A 26,233-nucleotide genomic window follows, 5' to 3' on the forward strand; every position below is an offset into this window, starting at 1 on the left:
GGCGTCGGTGCCCGAGTCGGCGTCTGCATCGGCGCCCGAGTCGGCGTCGGCTCAGGCTCAGGCTCCGGCGTCGAGCTCGGCGATCGGTCGGCCGTCGAAGTCGACCGCCGAGTAGAGCGCCAGTTTCTCCAACCGGTGGTAGGAGTCGATGACCCGGATCGTGCCACTCTTGGACCGCATCACGATCGACTGCGTGTAGGCACCGCCGGCCCGGTACCGCACGCCGCGCAGCAGGTCGCCGGAGGTCACGCCGGTGGCGACGAAGAAGCAGTTGTCGCCGGTCACCAGGTCGTCGGTGTCCAGCACCCGGTCGAGGTCGTGCCCGGCGGCGACGGCCCTGTCCCGTTCGTCCTCGTCACGGGGCCAGAGCTTGCCCTGGATCGCCCCGCCCATGCACTTGAGCGCGCAGGCGGCGGTGATCCCCTCCGGGGTGCCGCCGATGCCCATCAGCACGTCGACGTCCGACTCGTCGCGGGCGGCGGAGATCGCCCCGGCGATGTCACCGTCGGAGAGGAAGTGGATCTGGGCGCCGGCGTCGCGGACCTGCCGGACCAGTTCGCCGTGGCGTTCCCGGTCGAGGACGCTCACCGTCACGTCGGAGACGCTGGACTTCTTCACCTTGGCGATCCGGCGCAGGTTCTCCCGCACTCCGGCGTCGATGTCGATGACGTCGGCACAGTCCGGGCCGACGGCCAGCTTCTCCATGTAGAACACGGCGCTCGGGTCGAACATCGCGCCCCGCTCGGCGACCGCGAGCACGGCGAGGGCGTTCGGCATGCCCTTGCTCATCAACGTGGTGCCGTCGATCGGGTCGACCGCGACGTCCACCTCGGGGCCGGTGCCGTCGCCGACCTGCTCGCCGTTGTACAGCATGGGGGCGTTGTCCTTCTCGCCCTCGCCGATCACCACCACCCCGCGCATCTGGATCGAGTTGATCAGTTTGCGCATCGCGTCGACGGCGGCGCCGTCGCCGCCCTCCTTGTCGCCACGACCCACCCAACGGCCGGCGGCCATCGCGGCGGCCTCGGTGACCCGGACCAGGTCCAGGGCCAGGTTGCGGTCGAGATTCTGCGGCTGTCGGGTACGGGCTTCGGGCATCGGGGCTCCTCCTCGCGACGGTGCGGGGCGTGGGCCCTGGCTCGCGGCGGTTGTCGGCGGGTGCGTGCCGACCCCGCCCCGGCCGGCGCCAGGTCCTGGAAGAATCCTGGCACGTCCGGCTGCGGGCGTGCCGGTGCGGGTGCACCGGGGCCCCACGCGGCGGACCGTCGTGGGCTGGGACGATGGAGCGATGGACGCAGCCGAGCCGACCGCCGGGGCCGCCGCGCAGCGAGCTGCCGGGGCCGCCACCACCCCCAGCGCCGGACCGACCACCGGTGCGACGCGCGGCGGCGGTGACCGGTCGGGGCGCTCACCCCGGGACATGGCGCTGTCGCTGGCCGTCCTGCTGGTGCCGATCCTGCTGGTGTTCGTCGGGTACCAGGTCTTTCTGGGTGGCGACGAGCCGGTGGAGATTGACCCGGGCCCGGCGTACGAACAGGCCCGGTCGGCCGGCGAGTTCCCGGTGCTGGAGCCGGCCGGCCTGGGCCCGGACTGGCATCCGGTGAGTGCCGCGTACCGGCCGGCGGGCTCCGAGGGGCCGACCCTGCGGGTCGGCTACGTCACCGCCGACGGCGGGGCGCTGCAGCTGGTGCAGAGTTCCCGGCCGGTCCCGCAGCTGCTGGTGGCGGAGCTGACGTCGACCGCGCAGCCGCAGGGCCAGGTCCAGATCGGGGCCGCGACCTGGCAGTGGTACGCGGCCCGGCCTGGCGAACGCGCACTGGTGTGGCTGACCCCGCAGCGCAGCGTCCTGCTGGTCGGCAGCGCGACGGAGAGCGAGTTCACCGCGTTGGCCGCCGCACTCGCCGTACGGTGAGGCCCCGGCCGGTCGGCCCCGCGCGCGGGCGGGAAACCGGTTGCGGGGCCCGGGTGGCAGACTCAACGGGGTGAGCGACGTGGCCGCATCGTCGGTGGATGGTGAGCTGGAGAGCATCAGCCTCGTGGAGCTGGCCGTGCGGCGGCTGCGTCGCGAGATCCTCAGCGGCAAGACCGACCCGGGGGAGCGGCTCGTCGAGGAGCACCTGACCCGCCGGCTCGGGATCAGCCGGGCACCACTGCGCGAGGCGCTGCGTCTGCTCGCCCAGCAGGGCCTGGTGGAGCACGTACCACGACGCGGGGTGCGGGTCGCGACCCTGTCCGACCGGGACGTCCAGGAGCTGTACGCGGTCCGCGACGTCCTGGAGCGGTACGCCGTGGAGACGGCGCTGCCGGTGCGTCGGGCCGGCGTACTCGGCGGGCTGCGGGCGGCGATCGAGGAGATGCGGCTGGCGACGGCGGTCGCCGACCGGCTGCGCATCGCCGAGGCGCACCGGCGGTTCCACGTCGAGCTGGTCGGCCTGGCCGGCAACCAGCAGCTGACCGCCGTCTACGAGTCGGTGCTGGTGAAGCTGCAGCTGTACATGGCGATCAACCTGCGCCGGGAGGCCGAGGTGGCGCAGCCGGTCGACGGCGTACACCGGCACGAGCGGCTGCTGGCCGCGATCGAGGCGGGCGACCCGGCGGTGGTGCTGCGGGAGCTGGCCGCCCACGGAGCCCGAACGTACCTCGGCTGACCAGCCCGGACCTTCTGTGGCCCGCAGAACCCGGACCTCCTACGGCTGACCAGCTCCGCCATCGCCCGGCCGGCTACGGCGTCACACGCTCGTTACCGCAGAAGGCGCTGCCGGAAACAGTGCGGTCGACAATCGACTGTACTGACGAAGGAGGCGCGATGGCCCGCATCGGTCCGGTCAAGGCCGACCCCTACCTCTGGCCGTACGACGGCGCCGCGCCGGTCGAGCGCACCGCGCTGCTCTGCATCGACTGGCAGACCGACTTCTGCGGCCCCGGCGGCTACGTCGACGCCATGGGCTACGACATCAGCCTCACCCGGGCCGGCCTGCCGGCCACCGCCCGGCTGCTGGCCCACGCCCGCTCCCTCGGCATGCTCGTGGTGCACACCCGCGAAGGGCACGCGCCGGACCTGTCCGACCTGCCGGCCAACAAGAAGTGGCGGTCGGCCCGCATCGGTGCCGAGATCGGCGGCGCCGGCCCGTGCGGCCGGATCCTGATCAAGGGTGAGCCCGGCTGGGAGATCGTGCCCGAGGTCGCCCCGGTGGCCGGCGAGGTGATCGTCGACAAGCCCGGCAAGGGCGCGTTCTACGCCACCAACCTCGACCTGGTCCTGCGTACCCACGGGATCACCCACCTGATCCTCACCGGGATCACCACCGACGTATGCGTGCACACGACGATGCGCGAGGCCAACGACCGCGGCTACGAGTGCCTGATCCTGTCCGACTGCACCGGCGCCACCGACCCGGGCAACCACACCGCCGCCCTGCACATGGTCACCATGCAGGGCGGGGTATTCGGCGCCGTCGCCACCGCCGACGACGTCATCGCGGCGACCGAGCGGTGAGCAGGCCCGTGGCACACCGCCATCTGCTGCGGGTGCCGGCCCGGCCGGCGCCGTACACGTTCGAACCTGCCACCACCGCGCTGCTCGTCATCGACATGCAGCGCGACTTCCTGGAGCCGGGTGGCTTCGGCGAGAGCCTCGGCAACGACGTCAGCCAGCTGCGGCGCACGATCGACCCGCTGCGCCGGGTGCTGGCCACCGCCCGCGCGCTCGGGTTGACCGTGGTGCACACCCGCGAAGGCCACCTGCCCGACCTGTCCGACTGTCCGCCCGCGAAGCGCCAACGTGGGGCACCGAGCCGGCGCATCGGTGACCTCGGACCGTACGGGCGGATCCTGATCCGTGGCGAGTACGGCCACGACATCGTCGACGAGCTCGCGCCGGTCCCCGGCGAGCCGGTGATCGACAAGCCGGGCAAGGGCGCCTTCTACGCCACCGACCTCGACGGCCTGCTCGGCGAACGGTCGATCACCAGTCTGCTGGTCACCGGCGTCACCACCGAGGTCTGCGTGCATACCACCGTGCGCGAAGCCAACGACCGCGGCTACGAGTGCCTGGTGCTCGCCGACTGCGTAGGCTCGTACTTTCCGCAGTTCCACACCGTCGGGCTGGAGATGATCGCCGCGCAGGGTGGCATCTTCGGCTGGGTCGCCGAGTCGACCGACCTGCTCGCCGCCCTCGGGCCGGCCACCCCGTGAGCGCCGAGGTGAACCGGCCGGACGGGTACGCCGAGGTGAACCGGCCGGACGTGTGCGCCGAGGTCCGGGAGGCCTTCGACAGCTACGAGAAGGCCCTGGTCGACAACGACGTCGCGGCGATCGTCGGCTGGTTCTGGTCGTCGGAGCACACGGTGCGCTTCGGCATCGCCGACCGCCAGTACGGCATCGACGAGCAGCGCGCCTGGCGGGCGGCGCAACCGCCGTTGCCGCCCGGCCGACGGCTGTACGAGGTACGGGTGACCACCTTCGGTGCCGACTTCGCCGTGGTCACCTGCCGGTTCGACTACCCCGGTGGCGCCGTCCACCCCGGCCGGCAGTCCCAGACCTGGGTACGCGGTCCCGCCGGCTGGCGCATCGTCAGCGCCCACGTCTCCCAACCCGCCGCGATCTTGCACCTATCGACCGATAACTCGGACATATCTTCGCGATAAGTGCAAGATCTCGGCGATGTCAGGCGTCGGTGGTCGTCCGGGACTGGCGGGCGGTGTCGAGGCGCTGACGGGCACCGTCGAGCCAGCGTTGGCAGATGCCGGCGAGCTGCTCGCCGCGTTCCCACAGCGCCAGCGACTCCTCCAACGACGTACCGCCGGACTCCAGCCGCTCCACCACCGAGGCCAGCTCGGCGCGGGCCTGCTCGTAGCTCAACGATTCCGCCGCCGCGACCACTTCGCCGGTCGACCGCTCGGTGGCTGCCTTCTTCGTACTCAACTGGGTTGCCTCGTCAATCACGTCGGGCGGCGACGGCCGGCAGGTCGCCGCCAGCGAGCCGGAGCCGCAGCGGGTCACCGGCGGCCACGTCGTCGGGGGAGCGGACCACCTGACCGGCGGCGTCCTGCACGATCGCGTACCCCCGGTCGAGGGTCGCCGCCGGCGACAGCGCCCGCAGCCGGGCCAGGGTGTGCCCGAGCTCGGCGGTGCCGGCGGCGAGCCGGTGGGCCACACAGCGGGTGGCCCGGTCACGCAGCGCGTCGACCTCACCGGCCCGGCCGTCGAGCAGCACCTGCGGGCGGGCCAGCACCGGCCGGGACCGCACCATCTCCAGCCGGTGCGACTCCCGGTCGAGCATGCCGAGCACCGCGCGGTCCAGCCGGTGCCGGGCCAGGGCGATCAGCCGCTGCTCCTCGGCCAGATCCGGCACCAGCCGCTTCGCGGCGTCGGTCGGGGTGGAGGCGCGCACGTCGGCCACGTAGTCCAGCAGCGGGGTGTCCGTCTCGTGGCCGATCGCGCTGACCACCGGGGTCCGGCAGCGGAACACCGCCCGGCACAGCGCCTCGTCGGAGAAGGGCAGCAGATCCTCGACGCTGCCGCCGCCCCGGGCGACGACGATCACGTCGATCGACGGGTCTGCGTCGAGCACGGCGAGCGCGTCGAGCATCTGCGACACCGCCGTGGGGCCCTGGACGGCGACGTTGACCACCCGGAAGTCGACCGCAGGCCAGCGGCGGCGGGCATTGGTCAGCACGTCCCGCTCGGCGGCCGACGCCCGACCGGTGATCAGGCCGATCCGCTGCGGCAGGAACGGCGGGCGGCGTTTGCGGGCCCGGTCGAACAGCCCTTCGGCGGCCAGCAGCCGCTTCAGCTTCTCCAACCGGGCCAGCAGTTCACCCAGACCGACCTGGCGGATCTCGTCGGCGCGCAGGCTCAGCGTGCCCCGGGCCGGGTAGAACTCCGGCTTGGCGCGCAGCACCACCCGGGCGCCGTCGGCCAGCTCCGGGGCACCGGCGTCGAGCACGTCCCGGTGGGTGGTGACGGTCAGACTCAGGTCGGCTGCCGGATCCCGCAGGGTCAGGAACACCGTGGTCGCGCCGGGCCGGCGGCTGATCTGCGCGACCTGGCCGTCGACCCAGACCCAGCCGAGCCGGCCGATCCAGGCGCTGATCTTCTGGCTGACCACCCGGACCGGCCACGGATCGTCCGCGGTGCTGCGCGGCGTCGTCTCGGTGTCGGTCACCCGGCCAGGGTACGGGCGGACCCCGACAGCGCCGTCGCGCCCTGCCGCTCATGGACTGCGCGCCCTGCCGCTCGCGCTCTGCCGTCCGGGCGGACGGCACGTAGACTCGGGCGGGTGAGCGAGCGTGAGGCGAATCCGGTCCGACCCAAGCGGGTGCTGCTGGCCAACCCCCGGGGCTACTGCGCCGGGGTCGACCGGGCGGTGCAGACCGTCGAGGAGGCGCTGAAGCTGTACGGTGCCCCGGTCTACGTCCGCAAGCAGATCGTGCACAACAAGCACGTCGTCTCGACCCTGGAGGCCCAGGGGGCGATCTTCGTCGAGGAGAACGAGGAGGTCCCGCACGGGGCGACCGTGGTGTTCTCCGCCCACGGTGTCGCCCCCGAGGTGCACGAGCAGGCCCGGGAGCGCTCGTTGAAGGCGATCGACGCGACCTGCCCGCTGGTGACCAAGGTGCACCAGGAGGCCCGCCGGTTCGCCGCCCAGGACTACGACATCCTGCTCATCGGGCACGAAGGCCACGAAGAGGTGATCGGCACCTCAGGCGAGGCGCCGGCGCACATCCAGCTGGTCGACGGCCCGGCCGACGCCGACTCGGTCACCGTACGGGACCCGGAGAAGGTCGTCTGGCTGTCCCAGACCACGCTGTCGGTGGACGAGACGATGGAGACCGTTGCGCGGCTCAAGCGCCGGCTGCCGATGCTGCAGTCACCGCCGACCGACGACATCTGCTACGCCACCCAGAACCGCCAGCAGGTGGTCAAGCAGTTCGCGGCGCAGTGCGACGTGATGCTGGTGGTCGGGTCCCGCAACTCGTCGAACTCGGTCCGGCTGGTCGAGGTGGCGCTCGACGCCGGCGCGCGGTCCGGTCATCTGATCGACTACGCCGCCGAGATCGACGACGCCTGGCTGGTCGGCGCGACGACGGTCGGGCTGACCTCCGGCGCCAGCGTGCCCGACGAGCTGGTGCAGCAGGTGGTCGACCACCTCGCCGCGCGCGGTTTCACCGACCTGGAGACGGTCACCACGGTCGAGGAGACGATCACCTTCTCGCTCCCGTCCGAGCTGCGGCGGGACATGAAGGCGGCGGCTGCGGGAACGGACGTCCGCGCCGCCGCGTCCTAGATCATATGAGAGCGACTCGGATCGGCGTACCGCTGCTGTTGGTCTGTCTGACGCTGGCGTCGGGGTGCGGCGCCAGCGGGCCCGGCACCGAGCCGGACCCGACCGACCCCGCGCCGACCACGGCCGTGACTTCGCCGCCGACCACGGCCGCGCCCTCGACGTCGGCCCCGACGCCACCGAGTGGAGGAGTCACCGTGAGTCCGACCCCGCAGACCCCGGGTCCGCCGGAGGACCTGCCGACCGGCTCCGCCCGGCCGATGACCCTGACCGGTACGGTGCAGCCCGGCGTCGAGCACAACTGCTTCCTGCTGGACGGCTACCTGCTGGTGGGCGGGCCGGCGGACCTGGTCCGGGCCGGTGCCCGGGTGCGGGTCACCGGGCACGTCCAGCGCGACCTGATGACCACCTGCCAGCAGGGCGTCCCGTTCGTGGTGCAGCGGGTCGAACCGGCCTGAGCCGGGATCACCTCGGCCGGACCGACGCAGGGTCGGCACCCCTGGCGACGATGAATTCACCGCGCGTGCCCAGGTTGACCGGGCCGCCCTCGTGCATCATCATCTCCCCCTGAGGTGAGGTGGTCCTCGCCCGGGCACAGACAAGGGCTAAGACGCTGATTAATCGGACCTGGACGTTCGCCAAGCACCACACGCCGAGTCCCGTGCGTATCGCGGTGCGGTGGACGATGCTGGAGACGCGGAACGCGCGAAGCCGCCTGACGGTTCCGGTGGTGGCGCGGTGCGAGTACGACAACGTCTATCACTGTACGGTGCGCAAGACGGCCAGCCAGTGGGTCAAGGCGCTCGTCAGCGATCCGGTGGTGTACCGCTACTCCGGGCTGTTGCCCTTCGACCAGCGGGTGCACCGGCGGCGCTACCCCGACGCGATCCCGCCCGGCCGGATGGCCTCGTCGCTCTTCGTCGGGTACAAGCGTTTCAGCGCCATCCCCAAGCCCGACAAGTACCGGGCGTTCTTCATCACCCGGGACCCGCGTGACATCGTCGTCTCCGGCTACTTCTCCCTGCGGAATTCGCACACCCCGATGGGCGACATCCTGCACCACCGCAAGATCCTCCAGGAGCTTCCGCGAAAGGAAGGCCTGCTGTACGTCATCAAGCACCTCAAGGACACCAACCTCTTCTCGGCGCTGCGCTCCTGGGTGGTCGCGCCCCCTGCGGAGACTTACCGGCTGTTCAAGTACGAGGACCTCACCGGTGAGCGGCAGGTCGACGAGGTCGACCAGTTGATGCGCCACTGCGGGATCGTCCTGCCGCCGGCCGAGTTGACGGCGCTGCTCGACCGGCACGGGTTCGCCCGGATGCGCAAGACCCGCCTGGAGACCGAGGCGAAGGCCCACTACCGCAAGGGCAAGGCCGGCGACTGGCTCAACCATTTCGACGACGACATCTACGAGGCGTTCGTCGCGGCGACTGGTGATCTCGTCGAGCGGTGTGGCTATCCCAGCCGCGAGGAGGCGCTGCGCGCCCGCGAACAGGACCGGACCGAGGCGTAGCGGTCGTAGCCGGGTCGCCGCGACCTGGCGGTTCCCGCGCCCACCGGCCAGCTGAATGCGAGTTGGGGCCCATCCCGTACGGGATGGGCCCCAACTGCGATGGGAAGGCGTCAGCTCACTGAGCTGACCGTGACGCCGCCGCGTCCCACGACCGCGCCCTGGTCGGTGACGACCAGCATCTCGCCGAACAGTTCCCGACCGGCCGCCGGAGCGGCGTCGACCGTGACACTGCCGGTGACAGTGGCACTGTCACCGTTGTCCAGGTCGACGGTTGCCGGGGCGACCGCGATGGTGCCCAGCCCGGTCGAGTAGAACACATCCAGGTAGTCGTACTCGGTCGTGCCGGCGGGCACCGAGTATCCTTCGACCTCGATGTCGTACACGCCCGGCACCGGGTTGTTGATGGTGACCTGCTCCTCCGAGTCACCGTCGGCGTCGTAGGCGACGCGCGTCCCGTCCCGGTAGACGAACAGGTCCAGATCGGCACCGAGGTCACTGGTGTTGCCGATCTTGGCAACCAGCCTGGTCGCGCCGGCCGGCACCGTCACCTGGAAAGCTTGAACGTCCTTGTCGGCGATGGTCGGCCGCTCGCTGTTCGACGAGCCGAGCGATCCACCCTGGCCGGAGACGGTGACCGGGCCGAACGTGTTGCTGATCTCCCAGTCGATCGGGGTCGCCGCACCGGGCGTGACGCCCTCCAGCACGGTGGTTGCCGGGTCGACCGCCACGCCCTGCACCTCGGCGGTGAGGGTGTACGGGTTCTGCAGCATCGGCGTGGTCCGCCGCGTCTCGACCGTGATCTCCCAGACACCCGGCAGCGGGTTCTGGTAGTCCCGCTCGTCCGGCTTGCAGGTCGCCGGGTCGGAGAAGTTGGTGAAGCAGATCAGGGTGCTGCCGGACTCCACCGGCACACCTTGCGGGTTGACCGCCCGGAACCGGGTCTGCGACCCCTCGGCGATGCCGGACAGGTTCACCTGCAGCGCCGTCGCGCCTTCCGGCACGGTGACGAAGTACGAGGTGAAGCCGTTGCGGGCGATCTTGCCGGAGGTGCTGAACCCGTACTCCGGGCTGGCCAGCGTGTTCGACGCGACCACCGTGTTCATGAACTCGAAGTCCACGGTCGAGGTGAACGGGTTGTCCACTCGCAGGATGGCGCTGCGCGCGCCACTGGCCGGGGTGGCCCGTACGTTGATCGTGACCGGCTTGTTCAGCGGCAGGACGACCTGGCCCGGGGCAGCGAAGGTGCCGTCGTTGCCGACCCAGTCGAGCTTGTGCAGCAGGTCGACGTCCGGGCCGGTGGTCCGGGTGATGGTCACCGGGTAGGACTTGAACTGCCCCGGCCGGTGCCCGCCGGCGTCGGCCGCGCACCGGTTGTAGACGCCGGTGCCCCGGTGCGGAGTGGCCAGGAACTCCGAGATCGGGGTGCAGACCGGAGCGTCCACGACGTACTCCGCGGTCGTGACGCCCTCGCGCAGCAGCTTCCAGGTGTCGGCGACGTGCACCATGCCGTTGCCCTGAGCGTACGCCGGCACGTTGTTGATCCACCGGGCACCGCTGTAGAGCGCCCGCCGCAGCTGTACGGGGCTGACCTCCAGGTCGTTGGCCTTCGCCCCGGACAGCAGCAGCGCGACGGCGCCGGTGGCCTGCGGGGCTGCCATCGAGGTGCCGTTGTACATGGCGTAGCCCGGCGGCAGCGGGTAACCGGCCTCGGGGACCGGGCCGCCCGCCTCGTAGCCGGCGATCGGCGCGATGGCCGAGCCCGGCGCGCTGATGCTCGGCTTGAAGCCACCGTCCTCACGCGGGCCGGTGGAGGAGAAGTAGATCATCGCGTTGCGGACGTTGACCTCGGAGCCGTAGTTGGCCAGGTAGGTGTCCTTGCTGATGCTCGCGCCGACGCTGACCACGCTGGACGCCACCGACGGGTCGCCGATGGTGTTCAGGCCGGGACCGGAGTTGCCGGCGGAGATGAACATCTGCACGCCGTACTCGTCGATCAGGATGTCGTAGAGCTCGGCACGGGCGTTGTTGCCGTCGTTGAGCGCCGGCAGGCCGCCGATCGACATGTTGATGATGTCGACGCCCCGGTTGAGCACCAGGTCGACCATGCCGTCGGTGAGCGCCGCCGCGGTGCAGCCGCCAGCGAAGGTGCAGGCCCGGGAGGAGACCAGCTTGGCACCGGGTGCCGCGCCGTCGAAGTCGGCGTTGCCGAGCATGTCGTTGGCGGCCACGATGCCCGCCACGTGGGTGCCGTGCGACGAGGAGATCAGGCCGATGTTGACGTAGTCGACCAGGCCGGGGCCGCCGACCGGGGTGGTGTCGACGCCGGTGCGGTACTCGACGACGAACGGCACCTGCTCGGCGATGGCCGTGGCCGGGTCGTCCGCGCCGAAGTGTCCGATGTCGAAGCGCTCGTTGTACGGGCGCATGACGGCGTCGTCGGTGAAGTCGAGGTTCTGGTTGGTGTCGACCCGCACGTCGCCGGTGGCCGGGTCGTAGAGGACGCCGAACCGGTCGGTGGTGTCCCCGTCGCGGTTGACGTCACCGTTGGACGCCCCGCCCACGGTGATGTTCTCGGCGAACAGGTTGATCCGGTAGGTGCCGGCCGGCGCGGTCCAGGTCACCCCAGCGTAGCTGAAGCTCGGGCCGGCGACCTGGGTCAGCATCGGCCGCCAGCTGCCGTCGTTCTCGAACACCGGGTCGACAGTGGTGACCCAGTCGACGATCTTGCGCTCACCGGTGGTGGTCGTCTTCAGCGCGGGGTGGTCCAGGTCGATGCCGGAGTCCATGATGCCGACGACGACGTTGCGTCCGTCCCAGCGGGGGTGGCTCTTCTTGAACGAGACCGCGCCGGTCTCGTTCGTCGGCATGTACGGGTTGACCGCGTCGGTGTCCGGTCCGGGACCGGTCGCCTCGGTGGCCACGGAGGAAGCGGCCGGCAGGCTCTCCGGGGTCGGGTCCGGCAACTGGATGGTCTCGTTGAGGTCGATCGCGGAGACGCCGGCGAGCTTCGATGCCTTGATGACGTTGCCCGTCGGCACCCGGGCCCGGACGTAGCCGACCTCGTCGACCTGGTTGCCGATGACGCCGCCGAGCTTCTTCAGCTCCGCAGCGACCTTCGGGGCCTGGCCCTTGTCGGTGGCGACCAGCAGTGTGACGGTCTGCTCGCTCTTGGCCTCGGCCTCGGCGAGCAGGTCAAGGTCGCGTGACCCCAACGTATCGGCAGGGGTGTCCTTCAAAACGTCGGCTTCGGTCGACGGGTTGGCGCTCGCGGTGGACGCACCACCCGCCAGCGTCACGGCACCGGCCGCCATGACGGATGCCAGGAGTGCGGCAGAGGTTCGCCGCCTCCAGATGCGGGGTTTACTCACGTTCTCTTCCTCCGGAAGAACTGGGCCCTGGGGTGCAGGACACGTGTGACCGCATCCTTTGTGTTCCGGACGATCGCTGTCACTACTTCCCACCGCGTTGTGACCAGCCCGTGACATGCACATTTTTGAATGGCAGGGACCGCGGTAGCGAATTGCCTGCAATGAGTGAGGTCAATCGAGAGCTTCCCTGCTCAACCGGTCCACTCGGGACGTGTCCGATGCGTCGTGCGTCAGGTACGGCTGGCCGTCGCCGGCCGTACCGGAGGCCACCGGATCCAACTCCGGTGCCTGCACCTGCCGGGGCACCACCTCGACCTGGGCCGGCGCGGCCAGCTCGGCGTCGGACACCCCGAGGTCGGCCAGCTTGCGGGCGCTGACCAGGACCCGCGCCTCCAACGAACCCACCGCCCGGTTGTACGCGGTGACCGCGCCACCCAGCGCGTTGCCCAGCTTCGTCACGTGCTCGCCCAGCGTGCTCAACCGCCCGTACAGCTCCCGGGCCAGCGAATGCACCGCCACCGCGTTGCGGGCCAGCGCCTCCTGCCGCCACGAATACGCCACCGTCCGCAGCAACGCCACCAACGTCGCCGGGGTGGCCAGCACGATGTCCCGGCTGAAGGCGTGCTCCAACAGCGTCGGATCCCGCTGCAACGCGGCGTCCAGGAACGGATCGGCCGGCACGAACAGCACCACGAACTCGGGGGTCTGCGCAAATGCCGACCAGTACCGTTTGCCGGCCAGCGCGTCCACGTGCGCCCGCAACTGTCGGGCGTGGCCGTCCAACTGCTGGTCACGGGTGCGTTCCTCGCGTGCCTCCATCGCCGACAGGTACGCGTCGAACGGTGCCTTCGCGTCGACCACCACGCTGCGCCCGCCGTGCAGCCGTACCACCAGGTCGGGCCGGACCGACTGCTGGTCGGTGGCCGCCGTGACCTGCTCGGCGAAGTCGCAGTGCTCCAGCATTCCGGCGGCCTCGACGATGCGGCGCAGCTGGTGCTCCCCCCACCGGCCCCGCACCTGCGGCGCGCGCAACGCGGCCACCAGCTGTTTGGTCTCGGTCCGCAGCTCGCCGGAGACCGTCGTCATCGCCCGTACCTGCTCGCGCAGTTCGGCGTAGGCGTCGACCCGGTCGTGCTCCAGTTCGGCGACCCGCTGCTCGTAGCGGCGCAGCGTGTCGTGCAGTGGTGCCACCGCCCGCGCCACCGCCTCCTGCGACTGGGCGGTGGCCTCGTACGACAGGGCCCGCAGCGACTGCTCCAGCCGCCCCTCACCGTCCCTGGTCGCCCGCAGGGTGGCGTCCAGACGGGCGATCTCCGTCGCCGACCGGGCCCGCGCGGCCAGCCAGCCGAGCGCCCCACCACAACCCAGACAGACGACCACCACCGCCACCGTCGAGACATCCACGTCGGGAAGCATGTCAAACACCCACGACGTACGCCCGCCATGCCGGCGGTGTTGGCTGGTGGTGGATCAGGGCGGCTACCGTCGTAGGCATGGAATTTCTTCTGCTCCTGGTCCTGGTGGCGCTGCTCGCCGGCGGCGCGCTGTGGTGGCGACGGGAGAGCGCCGCCCGCAAGGAGCGTGCGTTGGCCGACGCCCGCGCCGAGGCGCAGCGCTGGTACGAGCGGCTCGGCGGGCAGGTGATGAACCTGCACGGCGACGCTCCGGCAGTTAAGCAGGCCCTGTTGGACGCCGGTGAGCGCTACAACGCCGCCGGTTCGCAGCTGGAGCAGGCCCGCAGCGTCACCCAGTTCGAGCTGGCCCGGGAGACCGCCCTGGAAGGGCTGGCCTACGTGCGGGCCGCCCGGGTGGCGCTCGGCATCGACCCGGGCCCGGAGCTGCCGCCACTGGCCGCCGCCCGGGGCGCCGGGCAGCTCACCAAGGAGCGCGAGGTCGACGTACAGGGGCAGACCTTCCGGGCCGGGCCCAACCCGGGCCCGCAGACTCCGCACTACTACCCGGGCGGCTACCACCAGGGGCGGCCGGTGCCCGCCGGCTGGTACTCCCAGCCGCTGTGGAAGCCGGCGCTGGCCGGTGCCGCCGGTGCCCTCGGCGGCATGCTGATCTTCAGCGCGTTGTTCTCTCCGGCGTTCGGTGACCCTGGCTACGACGCCGACTCCGCCGCTGGTCTGGACGACGGCGGGGCCGGCGGTGACGACTTCTCCGGCGGTGAGGACTTCTCCGGCGGCGGTGAGGACTTCGGCGGTGGCGATTTCGGTGGTGGTGACTTCGGTGGTGGTGACTTCGGCGGGTTCGGGGATTTCTGACCGTCGGAGGTAGGGCTAGCCGGATGGTGCGCCGGCGTGCCGGCCGGCAGAGTCGTCGTCGTGGACACCAACGGTCAGACTCAGCGCGGTTGGCTCGCCGGAATCGGCGCGGCGGCCCTGGCCACCGGTGCGGTGACCGCCCTCGCCCAGTCGACGGGCCGGTTCCACTGGTGGGCCGGCTTCGTCCTGGTGCCCGGTGCGTTGCTGGCCGCCTGCGGCGGGCCGCTGCTGGTCCGGGGCGGCGGCCGAGCCCTCGGCGGGTACGTGACCGCGTGCGCCGGTGCCCTGGTCTGCACCGTCGGCGCCCTGCTCATGCTGGGGTTGATGGGCGTCGGCTGGCCAGTGATGATCGCCCTGCCGTGCCTGGCCGTCGCCGGTACCTACCACTGGCGGCCGGAGCATCCGCTCGGCCGGGGGCTGCACCGAACCGTCGCGTCGCTGGCCCTGACCGGCGCCGGGCTCGGCGTGACGTTCCTGCTGATCACCACCGGTGTCGTCGATCTGGCCGGCACCGGTTGGTGGGGGGCCTTCATGATGCTGGCCGCCGTCGCGGTCCTCGGTAACGCGGTCGACCTCGGCCGGCACCGGATGCCGTACCGGCTGCAGGCGGTGACCCTGCTCGCCGGTCCGGCAACGGTGGCCTTCCTGCTCGGCCTGCGCTTCCTGCGCGGTTCGTGACACCGGTGCGTAACCGCCGCGGTCAGAGGCGGTAGCCGCCGGAGACCTCGATGTCCTGCGCGGTGATCCAGCGGCTCTCCGCAGCCAGCAGCGCTGCGATCGCCATGCCGATGTCGTCGGGTTCGCCGAGCCTGCCGAGGGCGGTCTCGGCCACCAACGCCGGGATCACCTCCGGGTGACGGTCGAACGCGTCGTCGGCGATGCGGGTGCGGGTGGGGCCGGGTGAGACCGAATTGACCCGGATGCCGCGGCTGCTGAGCTCCTTGGCCAGGTAGCGGGTCAGCACCACCAGGCCGCCCTTCATGGTGCCGTACGCCGAGTAGCCGGGTGTCAGGCCGGCGTGGCCGGCCGAGGTGCTCGTGACGTTGACGATCGCGCCGCCGTCGACCAGCGTCGGCAGCAGGGTCTGGGTCAGGAAGTACGGACCCTTGAGCAGGATCCGCAGCTGGGCGTCGAACGCCTCCTCGGTGGTGTCGGGGAACAGCGCCACGTGGCTGGACCCGGCGTTGTTGACCAGGAAGTCGAACGTGTCGCGCCCCCAGGTGTCGCGTAGTGTCGCGACGACGCGGTCTGCGAAGGCGGTGAACGTCGCCGACCGGCCGAGGTCCAGCGGCAGCGCGACGGCCGTGCCGCCGGCCTGCGTGATGCGGGCGACGGTGGCCGCCGCCCCGGCCTCGTTGCCCTGGTAGGTGCAGATGACGCCGGTTCCCCGGCGGGCGATCTGGATGGCGGCGGACTGCCCGATGCCCGAGCTGGCACCGGTGACGATGGCAACCTGCATGACTGACCTACCTGTCCGTTGGAGGGGTGGTGGGAAGCGGTGCGTCGGTCGGTGCCGACAGGACCCGGGCGAGCCAGTCGCTGCGGGTACGGCGGGCCTCGACCGACAGTTGGGCGTGCGGGAACAGCGCGTCGAAGCCGTGGCATCCGCCGGCCCAGACGTGCAGCTCGGCCTGGCCGCCGGCCGCCCAGATCCCGGTGGCGTAGGCGACGTCCTCGTCGCGGAAGACCTCGGCGGTGCCGACGTCGACGTAGGTGGTCGGCAGGCCGGCGAGGTCGTCGGCCACGGCGGGCGAGACGTAGCCGGGCACGTCGCCGTCGGCCGTGTCACCGAGGACCGCGGACCAGCCGTACTCGTTCATCTCCCGGGTCCAGACGCCTGCCCCGCCGGCGTACTGCCGGCTCGACGTGGTGACGCCCCGGTGATCGAGCATCGGGCAGATCAACACCTGCGCGGCGATCGGCGGGGTGCCCCGGTCGCGGGCCAGCAGGGTGACACCGGCGGCCAGGCCACCGCCGGCGCTGGCCCCGGCGACCACGATCCTGGCCGGGTCGATGCCCAGCTCGTCGGCGTGCGCGACGGTCCAGAGCAGACCCTGGTAGCAGTCCTCGACGAGGGTGGTGCCGGCGGCCTCCGGGGCCAGCCGGTACTCCACCGAGACGACGACGGCACCGAACCGGTCCAGCCAGTCGAGCGGGATGTCGATCTGCGAGTACCGGTCGCCCATCACCATCCCGCCGCCGTGGATCCAGTAGACGCAGGGTGCGGGGGTGGGGCGGTCGGTCCCGGCGGGGCGCAGGACCGACAGCGGGATCATGGTCCCGTCCGGGGCGGTGGCGGCGACCTCCCGGCGATCGACGGCCCGGCCGGCGAGGAGGATGTCGATCGGCGTCGTCGGAAACTGACGCAGCTGGGCGAGGATCTCGGCGTCGAGCTCGGTCGTCAGCGGCAGGTCGGCGAGCAGCGTACGCAGCTCGGGGTCGAGATCAGGCCGTACGGGTGGCATGGGGTTCCTCCACAGGGGGTGGTCGCTGTCGCTGTCGGCGGGGTCGGTCGGCGGGGGTTCAGAAGGCGGCCCGGCCGCCGACCGGGATCTCGTCGGTGTACCGGGCGTCGCCGGTCAGCAGCGGCTGCAGCGCCGCGACCAGTGCCTGCGCCGGCTCGCTGGCGAAGAACGTGGTGTGCGCCTCCCGGCTGGTCCAGCCCTCCGTGACGGAGACGGTGTCCGGGTCGGCGGCCGACCGACCGACCAGGAAGACGACGCACTCGTCGTGCCGCAGGGCCGGCGCGGCGAGCAGCAGCGCGACCAGTTCGTCACCCTTGCCGGGCTGGGCGGTCATGGTGGCGTGGAAACCGTGGTCGACGGTCATCAGCGGGTTCTCCTTGCTTGTCGGTTGCTACCGCAACCGCGCTTTATCGACACACCAATGGAAGCACTGCCAGCTGCTGAAACGATAGAAACATCCTCGCGGATGCTTGCCTGATCCTCTCGTTGTGGCGAGGATCGAATGATGCTCTAATCGGTGGGTGGACCTCGATGAGCTGCGCGCACTGATCACCCGGCACGCCCGCCCCGACACGACGACCGCGATCGACGACGTACTGATCTCCAAGGTGGACCGGACGACGCCGCCGACGCCGTCGATGACCGGCACCGTCCTGGCGCTCATCGCCCAGGGCGCGAAGCGGCTCGCGCTGGGCGACCGGGTGTACGAGTACCACGCTGGGCAGTACCTGATCGCCTCGGTCGACCTGCCGATCACCGGGCACTTCACCGAGGCCGACCCGCAGCGGCCGGCCCTGGGTTTCGGCCTCGTCCTACGCCCGACGACCGTCGCCGAGCTGCTCCTGCACGCCGCACCCGGAGACCTGCCACCCGTGGCCGGAGGCACCCCGTCCGGTCTGGCGGTCAGCGACGCGCCCGCCGAACTCGTCGACGCGGTGGTCCGGCTGCTGCGCCTGCTCGACCGGCCCGGGGACCGGGCGGTGCTGGCTCCGCTGATCAAACGGGAGATCCTCTGGCGGGTGATCACCGGCGAGCAGGGCACCGTGGTGCGCCAACTTGGCCTGGCCGACAGCGGCCTGACCCACGTCGCGCGGGCGGTCCGGTGGATCCGCGAGCACTACGCCCGGTCCTTCCGGGTCGAGGACGTCGCTCAGTTGTGCGGCATGAGCGTCTCCGCGTTCTACCGCAACTTCCACGCGGTGACCGCGATGAGCCCGATCCAGTTCCAGAAGCAGATCCGGCTGCAGGAGGCCCGGCTGCTGCTCGCCACCCACCCCACCGACGTCACCGGGGTCGGGGCCCGGGTCGGCTACGACAGCCCGTCACAGTTCAGCCGCGAGTACCGCCGGCAGTTCGGCGTACCGCCCAGCCAGGATGCCGCCCGACTGCGTGGGCGGCCCGCCGCCGAGGTGGTGCCGGCCGCGATGTGAGCGGCTCACACGGCTCGGCTCGACCGGCGGGGCCGACTCAGGCCGGCTGGACTGTCAGGGCCGACTCAGGCCGGCTGGACCGGCACCCAGTCGAAGTACTTTGCCGTCCGCCCGTCGCCGGACGAGCGGCCCCGCAGCCGCCGGTGCACCCACGGCACCACGAACTCCCGGTAGTAGCGGGCCTCGGCCAGCAGACCCCGCCGAGTACCGACCGGTGCCGGCTCGACCACGTGCGCCTCGGTCGCGTACCCGAGCCCGTCGAGCACCAGACTCGCCACCCGGCGGTGCCCGGCCGAGTTCAGATGCAGCCGGTCGGTCGACCAGTACTGCTCGCGGCGGATCTCGACGTCGCTGAACACGTCGACGAACTCCAGGCCGTGCCGGGCGGCGAGGTCCGCGGTGGCGGCGGTCAGCGCCACCCCGCGTCGGCGCATCACGTTGCCGAAGGGCAGCCGCGCGCTGGGGTCACCGCCGCTGAGCAGCACCAGCCGTACGCCAGCGGCGGCGCAGCGGCGGACCGCGCCCTCGGTGAGCGCCAGCAGCCGGTCCAGGTCGGCACCGGGGCGCATCATGTCGTTGCCGCCCCCGTTGAGCGTGATCATCGTCGGGGCGGGGGACATCGACAGCGCCCGGTCCAGCTGGTCGGTGACGATCGGCTCCAGCAGCCGGCCCCGGATCGCCAGGTTGGCGTACTGCACGGTCGTGCCGTGGGCGGCGGCGAGCCCGGCGGCGACGAGGTCGGCCCAGCCCCGGGTGGTGCCGTCGGGCAGCTCGTCGCCGAGCCCTTCGGTGAAGCTGTCGCCGATCGCCACGTACCGCACCGCGACCTCCCGTCCCCGTGGACCACACCGGCCCCCGCCACGCGCGGCCATCAAGCTACCCGCCGGTGACCGCGCACCGCTGTGACGCGGATCCCGCCGGCTCAGTCCATACCGGAGTGCTGCATTATCCAGATTGTCAACGGATCGGCCGCCATCTGCCGGATCACCTGCCAACCGGCGCGGCGGTATCGTTCCACGTTCGCCGGGTTGCTGGTCTCCAGGACGGCGGGCAGGCCGTCGGCGGCGGCCCGGCGCAGCCCGGCCCGCATCACCGCCCCACCCCACCCCTGGCCGGCCCGGTCCGGCCGGGTGCCGAGCACCCCGAGGTACCAGAACGGGGTGGCCGGCAGCGCCGCGTGCACGGCCATGTCGTATCGGCGTACCCGGGCCAGCGCGTCGGCGGGCAGCACCTCGGCGAGGTCGTCGGTGTCGCCGGATCCGGGGTCGGCGGCGTCGACGTCCGGCCGTTGCCACATCGCCACCGCGTCGCCGCCACCGACGGTCCAGACCGTGCCGTGCGGCACCCGGCGGTCGAACAGCCGGCCGAAGAAGGCCCCGGCGCAGTGCGGGTAGCTGGCGTCGTCAGGGAACAGGTACCGCAGCACCGGGTCGGCGACGAACGCCGCGACCAGCGTGTCGACGGTACGGCCACGGTCGGCGGCGGTGGCCACGTCGACCTGAGGCGGGGGTGCCGTGTCGGGTGAACCGGGATGCTGCACCGGACGACTATACGGGCTGCGTTCCGGTGACGTACGGACGGCAACCCTAGTCGCTGGGCCCGGGTGACATCCGGCGAACGGCGGAAACGGAGCCGTTCGGGCGACGCCCTGGCGTCCAGCCAGAGTCGCCGTGACCGACGTGTGGGCCAACCTGACGCAACGTACGACTTTTTACGAGACTCGCCCGATTTGTTGTCGTTCTCGGTTGAGGGACGGGCACATCGACCTGTTCCGGACGATGCCGAATGCGAGACGAGGGAAATAGTGCAGTCGACAATGAAACGCGTAGCCGGCCTCTGGCTGGCCGCGCTCCTTTGGACAGCCGGTGGCCTGGCGGTGACCACCACGCCGGCTCACGCCGCTCCCGGCGATGCGCAGGCGAGGGGGGTCGTCGTCGACCTGTCCGGAGAGGTGCTCGGAGTCCCGGTGGTCGAAGCCGACGCCGTGATCGGGTCCGCGACCGCACCACCCGGCGGTGGCACCGACACCGAGACCCTGATCGACATCACCCTGCCCGGTGCCGTCGGTGTCACGGCCGACGGCACGGTGCTGGAAGTCAGCGCGACCAGAGGCCCGATCTCCTCGTTCGCCTCGTCGGCGGTCGCCGACGTCTCGTTGAACATCCTCGGCGTGAACGTGCTGACCGCCTCGGCGGTCGAGGCGGCGGTGAGTTGCCCGTACCTCGGCACGCCGACCGCCGAGACGACGCTGACCGGACTGACCGTCCTCGGCTCCGCCGAGGTCCTGGTCCCCAACGGACCGAGCCTCGACGTGAGCGCCGCGGTGACCGTGCCGGGCCTGGCCGGTGCGAGCCTCGACCTGTCGTTGTCCCGTATCGAGACCGTGGCCGCCGACAGCGCGGCGGCGGCGACCATCGTGCTCACCGCCGAACTCTCGGGTGAGATTCTCGGTGTGCCGGTGGTCATCCCGGTCGGTACCGTGATCATCGCGGAGGCCACCTGCGAACGTCCCGCCGCGCCCGCACCGCCGACGGCGTCGTCGATCGATCCGGATGCTGGTCCGCAGTCTGGTGGTCAGACGGTGACGATCACGGGTTCGGGGTTCGTGCCGGGTGGTACGGATGTGACGTTCGACGGGGTGCCGGCTACTGGTGTGGTGGTGGATCCGTCGGGTACGTCGTTGACGGCGGTGACGCCGCCGGGTGCGGTGGGTCCGGCGGATGTGGTGGTGTCCACTGACGGTGGTGCGACTGATCCGTTGGGGTACACGTATCTGGCTGACGGTAGTGACGCGGTGGTGACCGGGTTGGATCCTGATTCGGGTCCGACGTCGGGTGGGACGACGGTGACGATCACGGGTTCGGGTTTCACGGGGGCGACCGGGGTCACGTTCGATGGGGTTCCGGGTTCGGGTTTTTCGGTGAATCCGGCTGGTACGGAGATCACGGTGGTGACGCCGCCGGGTGCTGCTGGTCCGGCGGATGTGGCGATCACGTTCCCGGCGGGTACGGCGGACGCGGGGACCTTCACCTACGTTCCGGTGCCGCCGACGGCGTCGTCGATCGATCCGGATGCTGGTCCGCAGTCTGGTGGTCAGACGGTGACGATCACGGGTTCGGGGTTCGTGCCGGGTGGTACGGATGTGACGTTCGACGGGGTGCCGGCTACTGGTGTGGTGGTGGATCCGTCGGGTACGTCGTTGACGGCGGTGACGCCGCCGGGTGCGGTGGGTCCGGCGGATGTGGTGGTGTCCACTGACGGTGGCGCGACTGATCCGTTGGGGTACACGTATCTGGCTGACGGTAGTGACGCGGTGGTGACCGGGTTGGATCCTGATTCGGGTCCGACGTCGGGTGGGACGACGGTGACGATCACGGGTTCGGGTTTCACGGGGGCGACCGGGGTCACGTTCGATGGGGTTCCGGGTTCGGGTTTTTCGGTGAATCCGGCTGGTACGGAGATCACGGTGGTGACGCCGCCGGGTGCTGCTGGTCCGGCGGATGTGGCGATCACGTTCCCGGCGGGTACGGCGGACGCGGGGACCTTCACCTACGTTCCGCCGACGATCGACTCTGTTGTGCCGGAAACGGGTCCGAACACGGGCGGGACCACGGTGACGGTCACCGGTTCGGGACTCGCCGACGCTACCGATGTGACGTTCGGTGGGGTGCCGGGGACCAACCTGGTGGTGGATCCGTCGGGTACGTCGTTGACGGTGGTAACGCCGCCGGGGCCGGCGGGTCCGGTCGACGTGGTGGTGGTGTTGCCGGGTGACGACGCGGTCGCCTCGGACGGGTTCACCTACACCTCCGGGCCGGCGCCGGTGATCGACTCGGTCGATCCCGCCGAGGGCTCCACCGGCGGTGGTACCACGGTCGTCGTGGACGGTGACGGGTTCATTCCGGGCCAGACGGCCGTCACGATCTGTGGCCAGACGGTGCCGGCCGGTGCGGTGACCGTGAACAGCGTCGGTGATCAGCTCACCTTTGTCACGCCTGCGTGCGGAGCGGGGCGTACCTCGATCACGGTGACCACCCCGAACGGCACCTCGAACGAGATCGCCTTCCGGTACGTGGGGCTGCCGGTCACCGGTAGCGCGACGACGAACCTGATCACCAGCGGTGGCGCACTCGTGCTGCTGGGCGTCTCGTTGCTTCTGCTCACCCGCCGTCGGGCGAAGAGGGCGTGACAGGTAACGACTGAGGGAGGGTGGTCCCGGGAGCGTGGAACGACCGGGGCCACCCGTCCTCATCGCGTCGACCGGACCGGAGCTCGCGACCAGCGAAACCTGATCTCATTTGTCGCTGTTCGTCGCTGGGATCGAGATCCAAGGTCGTGTCGGAGTCCGCAGACAAGTCGAGGTTGTTCCAGTGAGTTCGACATGGGATCGCACAGCGGCCCTGACCCTGGCCGCGTTACTCGGGATCGTCTCCGGCCTGGCGGTGATCACGCCAGCGCTCGCCGCATCCGGTGACGCGCGAGCCAGGGGAGCGGTGGTGTCGCTCGACGCCGAAGTGCTCGGGCGGACGGTGATTTCCGCAAACCTCGCCGCCGGCGTCGCGTCGGCTCCCATCGGTGGCGGGACCGACAGCAAGACCTCGATCGCGATCGACGCCGCCGGTGCCGTCGGGGTGACCACCGGCGGCACGGTCACCGAGGTGACCGCCACCAAACTTGTCGGCGGCTCGTTGGCATCGTCCTCGGTCGCCGGCCTGTCGTTGGCCGTCCTCGGGCTGGAGGTCCTCACTGTGGCGGCGGCCGACGCGTCGGTGAGTTGCCCCGCCACCGGCGGTCAGCGAGCTGATACGACCCTGGCGGGCCTGACGGTCTTCGGGGAGCCGGTCACCCTGTTGGCAAACCGCGGTGGGGGTCGCCGGTGGACCGCCGCCGTGACCGTGGACGGTCTGGGCAACGGAAATCTCGTCGTCACCCTGAGCCGCACCGAGTCCGTCACTGCGGACGGTGCCTCTGCCGCCACCGTCACCGCGACGCTCCAGTTGACCGGCGAGATCGCCGGCTCGCCGGTCGTGATCCCCGTTGGCACCGTGGTCGTTGCCGAGGCGTCCTGCGCGCGGGCGGTGCCACCGTCACCAACGTATGCGATCGACCCTGATGCCGGTCGGCAGTCGGGTGGCGAGAGCGTGACGATCACCGGTACGGGTTTCGTGCCGGGCGGTACGTCGGTGACGTTCGACGGTGTTGCCGCGACCCACGTAGTGGTGAAACCATCCGGAACGTCCCTGACGGCGGTTACCCCGGCGGGGCCGACGGGCCCGGCCGACGTGCTGGTGTCCACCGCCGGCGCTACGACGCTACTTCGCTACACCTATCTGGCGGATGGCTCGGACGCCGTGGTCACCGGGCTCAATCCCGATTCCGGGTGGACTTCCAGCGGTTCGCTGGTGGACATCACTGGCAGGGGCTTCGAAGGGGCGACAGGTGTCACGTTCGCCGGTGTCCCGGGCACCGACTTTCGGCTGAGTCCGGCGGGAACGGTGATCACGTTGGTGCCTCCGCAGAATCCTGCCGGTCCGGCGGCTGTGGAGATCGTGTTCCCAGCAGGTGTGGTGCACGCGGGGACGTTCACATACAACGCCCCCTATGTTGACTTCGTCACGCCGGGCGAAGTGCCGAATACTGGCAACGAGCTGGTGTGGATTGGCGGTGGTGGGCTCCTGAACGTGGAAGGCGTGACGTTCGGTGGTGTGCCGGTGATCGGCAGGGTCGAGCAGCTGGACTGGTGGGGTGCTCTGTTGCGGGTGATAGCGCCGCCGGGGCCGCTGGGTCCGGTCGACGTGGTGGTGCAGCTGCCGGGACCGGACGCAGTCCTCCGCAACGCCGTCACGTACGTCCTTGGCCCACCAGCGGCGTACGGCATTCATCCGCGATCCGGTCCGCTCTCGGGTGGTCAGACAGTGACGATCACCGGGGCGCGTTTCGTGCCGGGCGGTACGTCGGTGACGTTCAACGGGGTGCCGGCTACGGACGTGGTGGTGGATCCGTCGGGGTCGTCGTTGACGGCGGTTACTCCACCTGGGCGGGGGTGGGTTCAGGTGGCGGTGACCACGGCCAACGGCACCACCTTCCCACTGAACTACGCGTACCTGCTCGACGGGTCGGACGCGGCGGTGACAGACCTGTACCCCAGGTACGGCCCGACCGAGGGCGGCACGTTGGTGACGATCGCCGGTCGGGGTTTCGAGGGAGCAACTGATGTGACCTTCGGTGGGGTCGCGGGTGCGCAGCTGTCGGTGGATTCGGCAGGCACGTCGATCACGGTGGCGACGCCGCCGGGGGTCGCCGGCCCGGCGGACGTGGCGATCGTGTTCCCGGCCGGCGTGGTCGACGCGGGAACGTTCCGGTACGGAGGTCCGCCGATCGATGCGGTGTCACCCGATTCGGGTCCCAACACGGGTGGGACCACGGTGACGGTCACCGGTTCGGGACTCGCCGACGCTACCGATGTGACGTTCGGTGGGGTGCCGGGGACCAACCTGGTGGTGGATCCGTCGGGTACGTCGTTGACGGTGGTGACGCCGCCGGGGCCGTTGGGTCCGGTCGACGTGGTGGTGGTGTTGCCGGGTGACGACGCGGTCGCCCCGGACGCGTTCACCTACACCACCGCACCGGCACCGGTGATCGAGTCGGTCGACCCCGGACAGGGACCGGCCAACGGCGGGGCCACAGTTGTCGTCGCGGGCAGTGGCTTCATTCCAGGTCAGACGACCGTGACGATCTGCGGCAGGACGATTCCGGCAGGTGACGTCACGGTCGACAGCTCCGGAACCTCGTTGAGCTTCGTCACCCCGTCCTGTGGCGTCGAGGAGACGACCATCACGGTGGCCACCCCGAACGGCACCTCGAACGAGATCGCCTTCCGGTACGTGGGGCTGCCGGTCACCGGTAGCGCGACGACGAACCTGATCACCAGCGGTGCTGCCCTCATGGTCATGGGTGTCGCCCTGCTTCTCCTTACCCGGAGGCGCGCGACCATGGCGTGACGTCGACAGCCGATAAACGGGATGTCGGGATCGGGAAGCGGTGGCATCGTCAGCCACATGACTGCCGACTACCTCGAGATCAACCGGGCCAGCTGGGACGAACGCGCCCCGGCGCACGCCGCCTCACCGGACTACCGGGTCGCCGAGCTGGTCGCCGACCCGACCGGGCTCAGTGACGTGGTCCGGTTCGACGTGCCGCGCCTCGGTGACCTCACCGGCGTACGCGGGGTGCACCTGCAGTGTCACATCGGCACCGACACTCTGTCGCTGGCCCGGCTGGGTGCGACGATGACCGGTCTGGACCTGTCCGGGGCGTCGCTGGCCGAGGCCCGCCGGATCGCCGCCGCCGCGCGGACCCCCATCGAGTACGTCGAAGCCGACGTCTACCGGGCCGTCGAGGTGCTCGGCGCCGGTCGGTTCGACCTGGTCTTCACCGGTATAGGGGCGCTCTGCTGGCTGCCCAGCGTGACCCGCTGGGCCGACACGGTGGCCGGGCTGCTGCGGCCGGGCGGCCGGCTGTTCCTGCGGGAAGGGCATCCGGCGCTGTGGGCGATCGACGAGACCCGTCCGGACGGGCTGCTGGTGCTGGACCTGCCGTACTTCGAGACGGAGCAGCCGCTGGTGTGGGACGAGGCCGGCACCTACGTCGACACCGACGCCAACTTCACCCACAACCTGACGCACTCGTGGAACCACGGCATCGGGGAGATCTTCACCGCACTGACCGCTGCCGGGCTGCGGGTGACCGACCTGGTCGAGCACGACAGTGTGCCGTGGAACGCGCTGCCCGGCCGGATGACCAAGGGCGACGACGGCGAGTGGCGGCTGACCGAACGCCCGCAGCGGCTGCCGCTGAGCTACACCCTGCGGGCGGTGAAGGACGTCGGCTGAGGCTGTCGTGAAG

At 71.0% G+C, this 26,233-nt stretch carries 24 protein-coding genes; 14 read left to right on the forward strand and 10 right to left on the reverse strand.

Features of this window, described 5'->3' with window-relative positions; translation table 11 throughout:
• Positions 1 to 57 precede the first annotated feature (57 nt).
• Complete coding sequence (glpX, locus tag O7623_RS26390) at positions 58 to 1,098, reverse strand: class II fructose-bisphosphatase (protein WP_282225649.1); 1,041 nt, start codon at positions 1,096 to 1,098, stop codon at positions 58 to 60.
• Positions 1,099 to 1,288: 190 nt separating this feature from the next.
• Here glpX and O7623_RS26395 point away from each other — a divergent pair, with 190 nt between their 5' ends.
• The 5 genes from O7623_RS26395 to hpxZ all read left to right on the forward strand — a co-directional run bounded on the left by O7623_RS26395 (position 1,289) and on the right by hpxZ (position 4,646).
• Positions 1,289 to 1,912: a DUF4245 domain-containing protein gene (locus O7623_RS26395; protein ID WP_282225650.1), complete on the forward strand. Its 624-nt coding sequence runs from the start codon at positions 1,289 to 1,291 to the stop codon at positions 1,910 to 1,912.
• A 70-nt stretch (positions 1,913 to 1,982) separates the two neighbouring features.
• The gene (locus tag O7623_RS26400) at positions 1,983 to 2,648 is read left to right on the forward strand and encodes a GntR family transcriptional regulator (protein WP_282225651.1); all 666 of its coding nucleotides are present in this window, start codon (positions 1,983 to 1,985) and stop codon (positions 2,646 to 2,648) included.
• Between the two features lie 158 nt (positions 2,649 to 2,806).
• A complete protein-coding gene (locus tag O7623_RS26405) occupies positions 2,807 to 3,496 on the forward strand; it encodes an isochorismatase family cysteine hydrolase (RefSeq protein ID WP_282225652.1) in 690 nt (229 codons plus the stop codon).
• Positions 3,493 to 4,194 carry a cysteine hydrolase gene (locus O7623_RS26410; RefSeq protein ID WP_282225653.1) on the forward strand — a complete coding sequence of 234 codons (702 nt, stop codon included), beginning with the start codon at positions 3,493 to 3,495 and terminating at the stop codon, positions 4,192 to 4,194. The genes O7623_RS26405 and O7623_RS26410 overlap by 4 nt, the downstream gene beginning before the upstream one ends.
• Positions 4,191 to 4,646 carry an oxalurate catabolism protein HpxZ gene (hpxZ, locus tag O7623_RS26415; protein WP_282225654.1) on the forward strand — a complete coding sequence of 152 codons (456 nt, stop codon included), beginning with the start codon at positions 4,191 to 4,193 and terminating at the stop codon, positions 4,644 to 4,646. Before O7623_RS26410 ends, hpxZ begins: the two co-directional genes overlap by 4 nt.
• A gap of 19 nt (positions 4,647 to 4,665) precedes the next feature.
• Here hpxZ and O7623_RS26420 read toward each other — a convergent pair whose 3' ends face one another.
• Positions 4,666 to 4,881, reverse strand: a complete 216-nt coding sequence (locus tag O7623_RS26420; protein ID WP_282229590.1) for an exodeoxyribonuclease VII small subunit — start codon at positions 4,879 to 4,881, stop codon at positions 4,666 to 4,668.
• Positions 4,882 to 4,936: 55 nt separating this feature from the next.
• Positions 4,937 to 6,166 carry an exodeoxyribonuclease VII large subunit gene (gene xseA, locus O7623_RS26425; RefSeq protein ID WP_282225655.1) on the reverse strand — a complete coding sequence of 410 codons (1,230 nt, stop codon included), beginning with the start codon at positions 6,164 to 6,166 and terminating at the stop codon, positions 4,937 to 4,939.
• Positions 6,167 to 6,280: 114 nt separating this feature from the next.
• Here xseA and O7623_RS26430 point away from each other — a divergent pair, with 114 nt between their 5' ends.
• From O7623_RS26430 to O7623_RS26440, 3 genes are all read left to right on the forward strand, one after another.
• Positions 6,281 to 7,288, forward strand: coding sequence for a 4-hydroxy-3-methylbut-2-enyl diphosphate reductase (locus O7623_RS26430; protein WP_282225656.1), 1,008 nt, complete (start codon positions 6,281 to 6,283; stop codon positions 7,286 to 7,288).
• Between the two features lie 5 nt (positions 7,289 to 7,293).
• Positions 7,294 to 7,743, forward strand: coding sequence for a hypothetical protein (locus O7623_RS26435; RefSeq protein WP_282225657.1), 450 nt, complete (start codon positions 7,294 to 7,296; stop codon positions 7,741 to 7,743).
• Positions 7,744 to 7,898: 155 nt separating this feature from the next.
• The gene (locus O7623_RS26440; protein ID WP_282229591.1) at positions 7,899 to 8,798 is read left to right on the forward strand and encodes a sulfotransferase domain-containing protein; all 900 of its coding nucleotides are present in this window, start codon (positions 7,899 to 7,901) and stop codon (positions 8,796 to 8,798) included.
• Positions 8,799 to 8,908: 110 nt separating this feature from the next.
• Here the strand turns inward: O7623_RS26440 and O7623_RS26445 are convergent, their stop codons facing one another.
• Positions 8,909 to 12,166, reverse strand: a complete 3,258-nt coding sequence (locus O7623_RS26445) for a S8 family serine peptidase (RefSeq protein ID WP_282225658.1) — start codon at positions 12,164 to 12,166, stop codon at positions 8,909 to 8,911.
• Between the two features lie 171 nt (positions 12,167 to 12,337).
• Positions 12,338 to 13,582: a DNA recombination protein RmuC gene (locus tag O7623_RS26450; RefSeq protein ID WP_282225659.1), complete on the reverse strand. Its 1,245-nt coding sequence runs from the start codon at positions 13,580 to 13,582 to the stop codon at positions 12,338 to 12,340.
• A 77-nt stretch (positions 13,583 to 13,659) separates the two neighbouring features.
• Here O7623_RS26450 and O7623_RS26455 point away from each other — a divergent pair, with 77 nt between their 5' ends.
• Both O7623_RS26455 and O7623_RS26460 read left to right on the forward strand, forming a co-directional pair.
• Complete coding sequence (locus tag O7623_RS26455) at positions 13,660 to 14,433, forward strand: hypothetical protein (protein ID WP_282225660.1); 774 nt, start codon at positions 13,660 to 13,662, stop codon at positions 14,431 to 14,433.
• A 36-nt stretch (positions 14,434 to 14,469) separates the two neighbouring features.
• Entirely contained in the window at positions 14,470 to 15,111 is a 642-nt protein-coding gene (locus O7623_RS26460) for a hypothetical protein (RefSeq protein WP_282225661.1), read from the forward strand.
• A gap of 22 nt (positions 15,112 to 15,133) precedes the next feature.
• On the opposite strand, the gene O7623_RS26465 is transcribed toward O7623_RS26460, so the two are convergent.
• Genes O7623_RS26465 through O7623_RS26475 form a run of 3 tightly spaced genes read right to left on the reverse strand, consistent with a single transcriptional unit; the run spans position 15,134 to position 17,262 of the window.
• Complete coding sequence (locus tag O7623_RS26465) at positions 15,134 to 15,892, reverse strand: SDR family oxidoreductase (protein WP_282225662.1); 759 nt, start codon at positions 15,890 to 15,892, stop codon at positions 15,134 to 15,136.
• A gap of 7 nt (positions 15,893 to 15,899) precedes the next feature.
• Positions 15,900 to 16,898, reverse strand: a complete 999-nt coding sequence (locus tag O7623_RS26470; protein WP_282225663.1) for an alpha/beta hydrolase — start codon at positions 16,896 to 16,898, stop codon at positions 15,900 to 15,902.
• A gap of 58 nt (positions 16,899 to 16,956) precedes the next feature.
• Positions 16,957 to 17,262, reverse strand: coding sequence for an antibiotic biosynthesis monooxygenase (locus O7623_RS26475; protein ID WP_282225664.1), 306 nt, complete (start codon positions 17,260 to 17,262; stop codon positions 16,957 to 16,959).
• A gap of 157 nt (positions 17,263 to 17,419) precedes the next feature.
• Here O7623_RS26475 and O7623_RS26480 point away from each other — a divergent pair, with 157 nt between their 5' ends.
• On the forward strand, positions 17,420 to 18,328 hold the full coding sequence (locus O7623_RS26480; RefSeq protein ID WP_282225665.1) for an AraC family transcriptional regulator: 909 nt from the start codon (positions 17,420 to 17,422) through the stop codon (positions 18,326 to 18,328).
• A 65-nt stretch (positions 18,329 to 18,393) separates the two neighbouring features.
• Here O7623_RS26480 and O7623_RS26485 read toward each other — a convergent pair whose 3' ends face one another.
• Positions 18,394 to 19,149 carry an SGNH/GDSL hydrolase family protein gene (locus O7623_RS26485; protein WP_282225666.1) on the reverse strand — a complete coding sequence of 252 codons (756 nt, stop codon included), beginning with the start codon at positions 19,147 to 19,149 and terminating at the stop codon, positions 18,394 to 18,396.
• A gap of 101 nt (positions 19,150 to 19,250) precedes the next feature.
• A complete protein-coding gene (locus tag O7623_RS26490) occupies positions 19,251 to 19,820 on the reverse strand; it encodes a GNAT family N-acetyltransferase (protein WP_282229592.1) in 570 nt (189 codons plus the stop codon).
• 237 nt (positions 19,821 to 20,057) lie between these two features.
• Here O7623_RS26490 and O7623_RS26495 point away from each other — a divergent pair, with 237 nt between their 5' ends.
• From O7623_RS26495 to O7623_RS26505, 3 genes are all read left to right on the forward strand, one after another.
• Entirely contained in the window at positions 20,058 to 22,517 is a 2,460-nt protein-coding gene (locus O7623_RS26495; protein WP_282225667.1) for an IPT/TIG domain-containing protein, read from the forward strand.
• 181 nt (positions 22,518 to 22,698) lie between these two features.
• Positions 22,699 to 25,329: an IPT/TIG domain-containing protein gene (locus tag O7623_RS26500; RefSeq protein ID WP_282225668.1), complete on the forward strand. Its 2,631-nt coding sequence runs from the start codon at positions 22,699 to 22,701 to the stop codon at positions 25,327 to 25,329.
• Positions 25,330 to 25,386: 57 nt separating this feature from the next.
• Entirely contained in the window at positions 25,387 to 26,220 is an 834-nt protein-coding gene (locus O7623_RS26505) for a class I SAM-dependent methyltransferase (RefSeq protein ID WP_282225669.1), read from the forward strand.
• Positions 26,221 to 26,233: the final 13 nt, after the last annotated feature.

Source organism: Solwaraspora sp. WMMD791 (genome assembly GCF_029581195.1).
GTDB lineage: Bacteria > Actinomycetota > Actinomycetes > Mycobacteriales > Micromonosporaceae > Micromonospora_E.

Bases quoted from the DNA above. Each gene is read 5' to 3' on its own strand.
- glpX (WP_282225649.1), bottom strand. From the start codon at position 1,098: ATGCCCGAAGCCCGTACCCGACAGCCGCAGAATCTCGACCGCAACCTG.
- O7623_RS26395 (WP_282225650.1), top strand. From the start codon at position 1,289: ATGGACGCAGCCGAGCCGACCGCCGGGGCCGCCGCGCAGCGAGCTGCC.
- O7623_RS26405 (WP_282225652.1), top strand. From the start codon at position 2,807: ATGGCCCGCATCGGTCCGGTCAAGGCCGACCCCTACCTCTGGCCGTAC.
- O7623_RS26435 (WP_282225657.1), top strand. From the start codon at position 7,294: ATGAGAGCGACTCGGATCGGCGTACCGCTGCTGTTGGTCTGTCTGACG.
- O7623_RS26450 (WP_282225659.1), bottom strand. From the start codon at position 13,582: ATGCTTCCCGACGTGGATGTCTCGACGGTGGCGGTGGTGGTCGTCTGT.
- O7623_RS26455 (WP_282225660.1), top strand. From the start codon at position 13,660: ATGGAATTTCTTCTGCTCCTGGTCCTGGTGGCGCTGCTCGCCGGCGGC.
- O7623_RS26465 (WP_282225662.1), bottom strand. From the start codon at position 15,892: ATGCAGGTTGCCATCGTCACCGGTGCCAGCTCGGGCATCGGGCAGTCC.
- O7623_RS26470 (WP_282225663.1), bottom strand. From the start codon at position 16,898: ATGCCACCCGTACGGCCTGATCTCGACCCCGAGCTGCGTACGCTGCTC.
- O7623_RS26475 (WP_282225664.1), bottom strand. From the start codon at position 17,262: ATGACCGTCGACCACGGTTTCCACGCCACCATGACCGCCCAGCCCGGC.
- O7623_RS26505 (WP_282225669.1), top strand. From the start codon at position 25,387: ATGACTGCCGACTACCTCGAGATCAACCGGGCCAGCTGGGACGAACGC.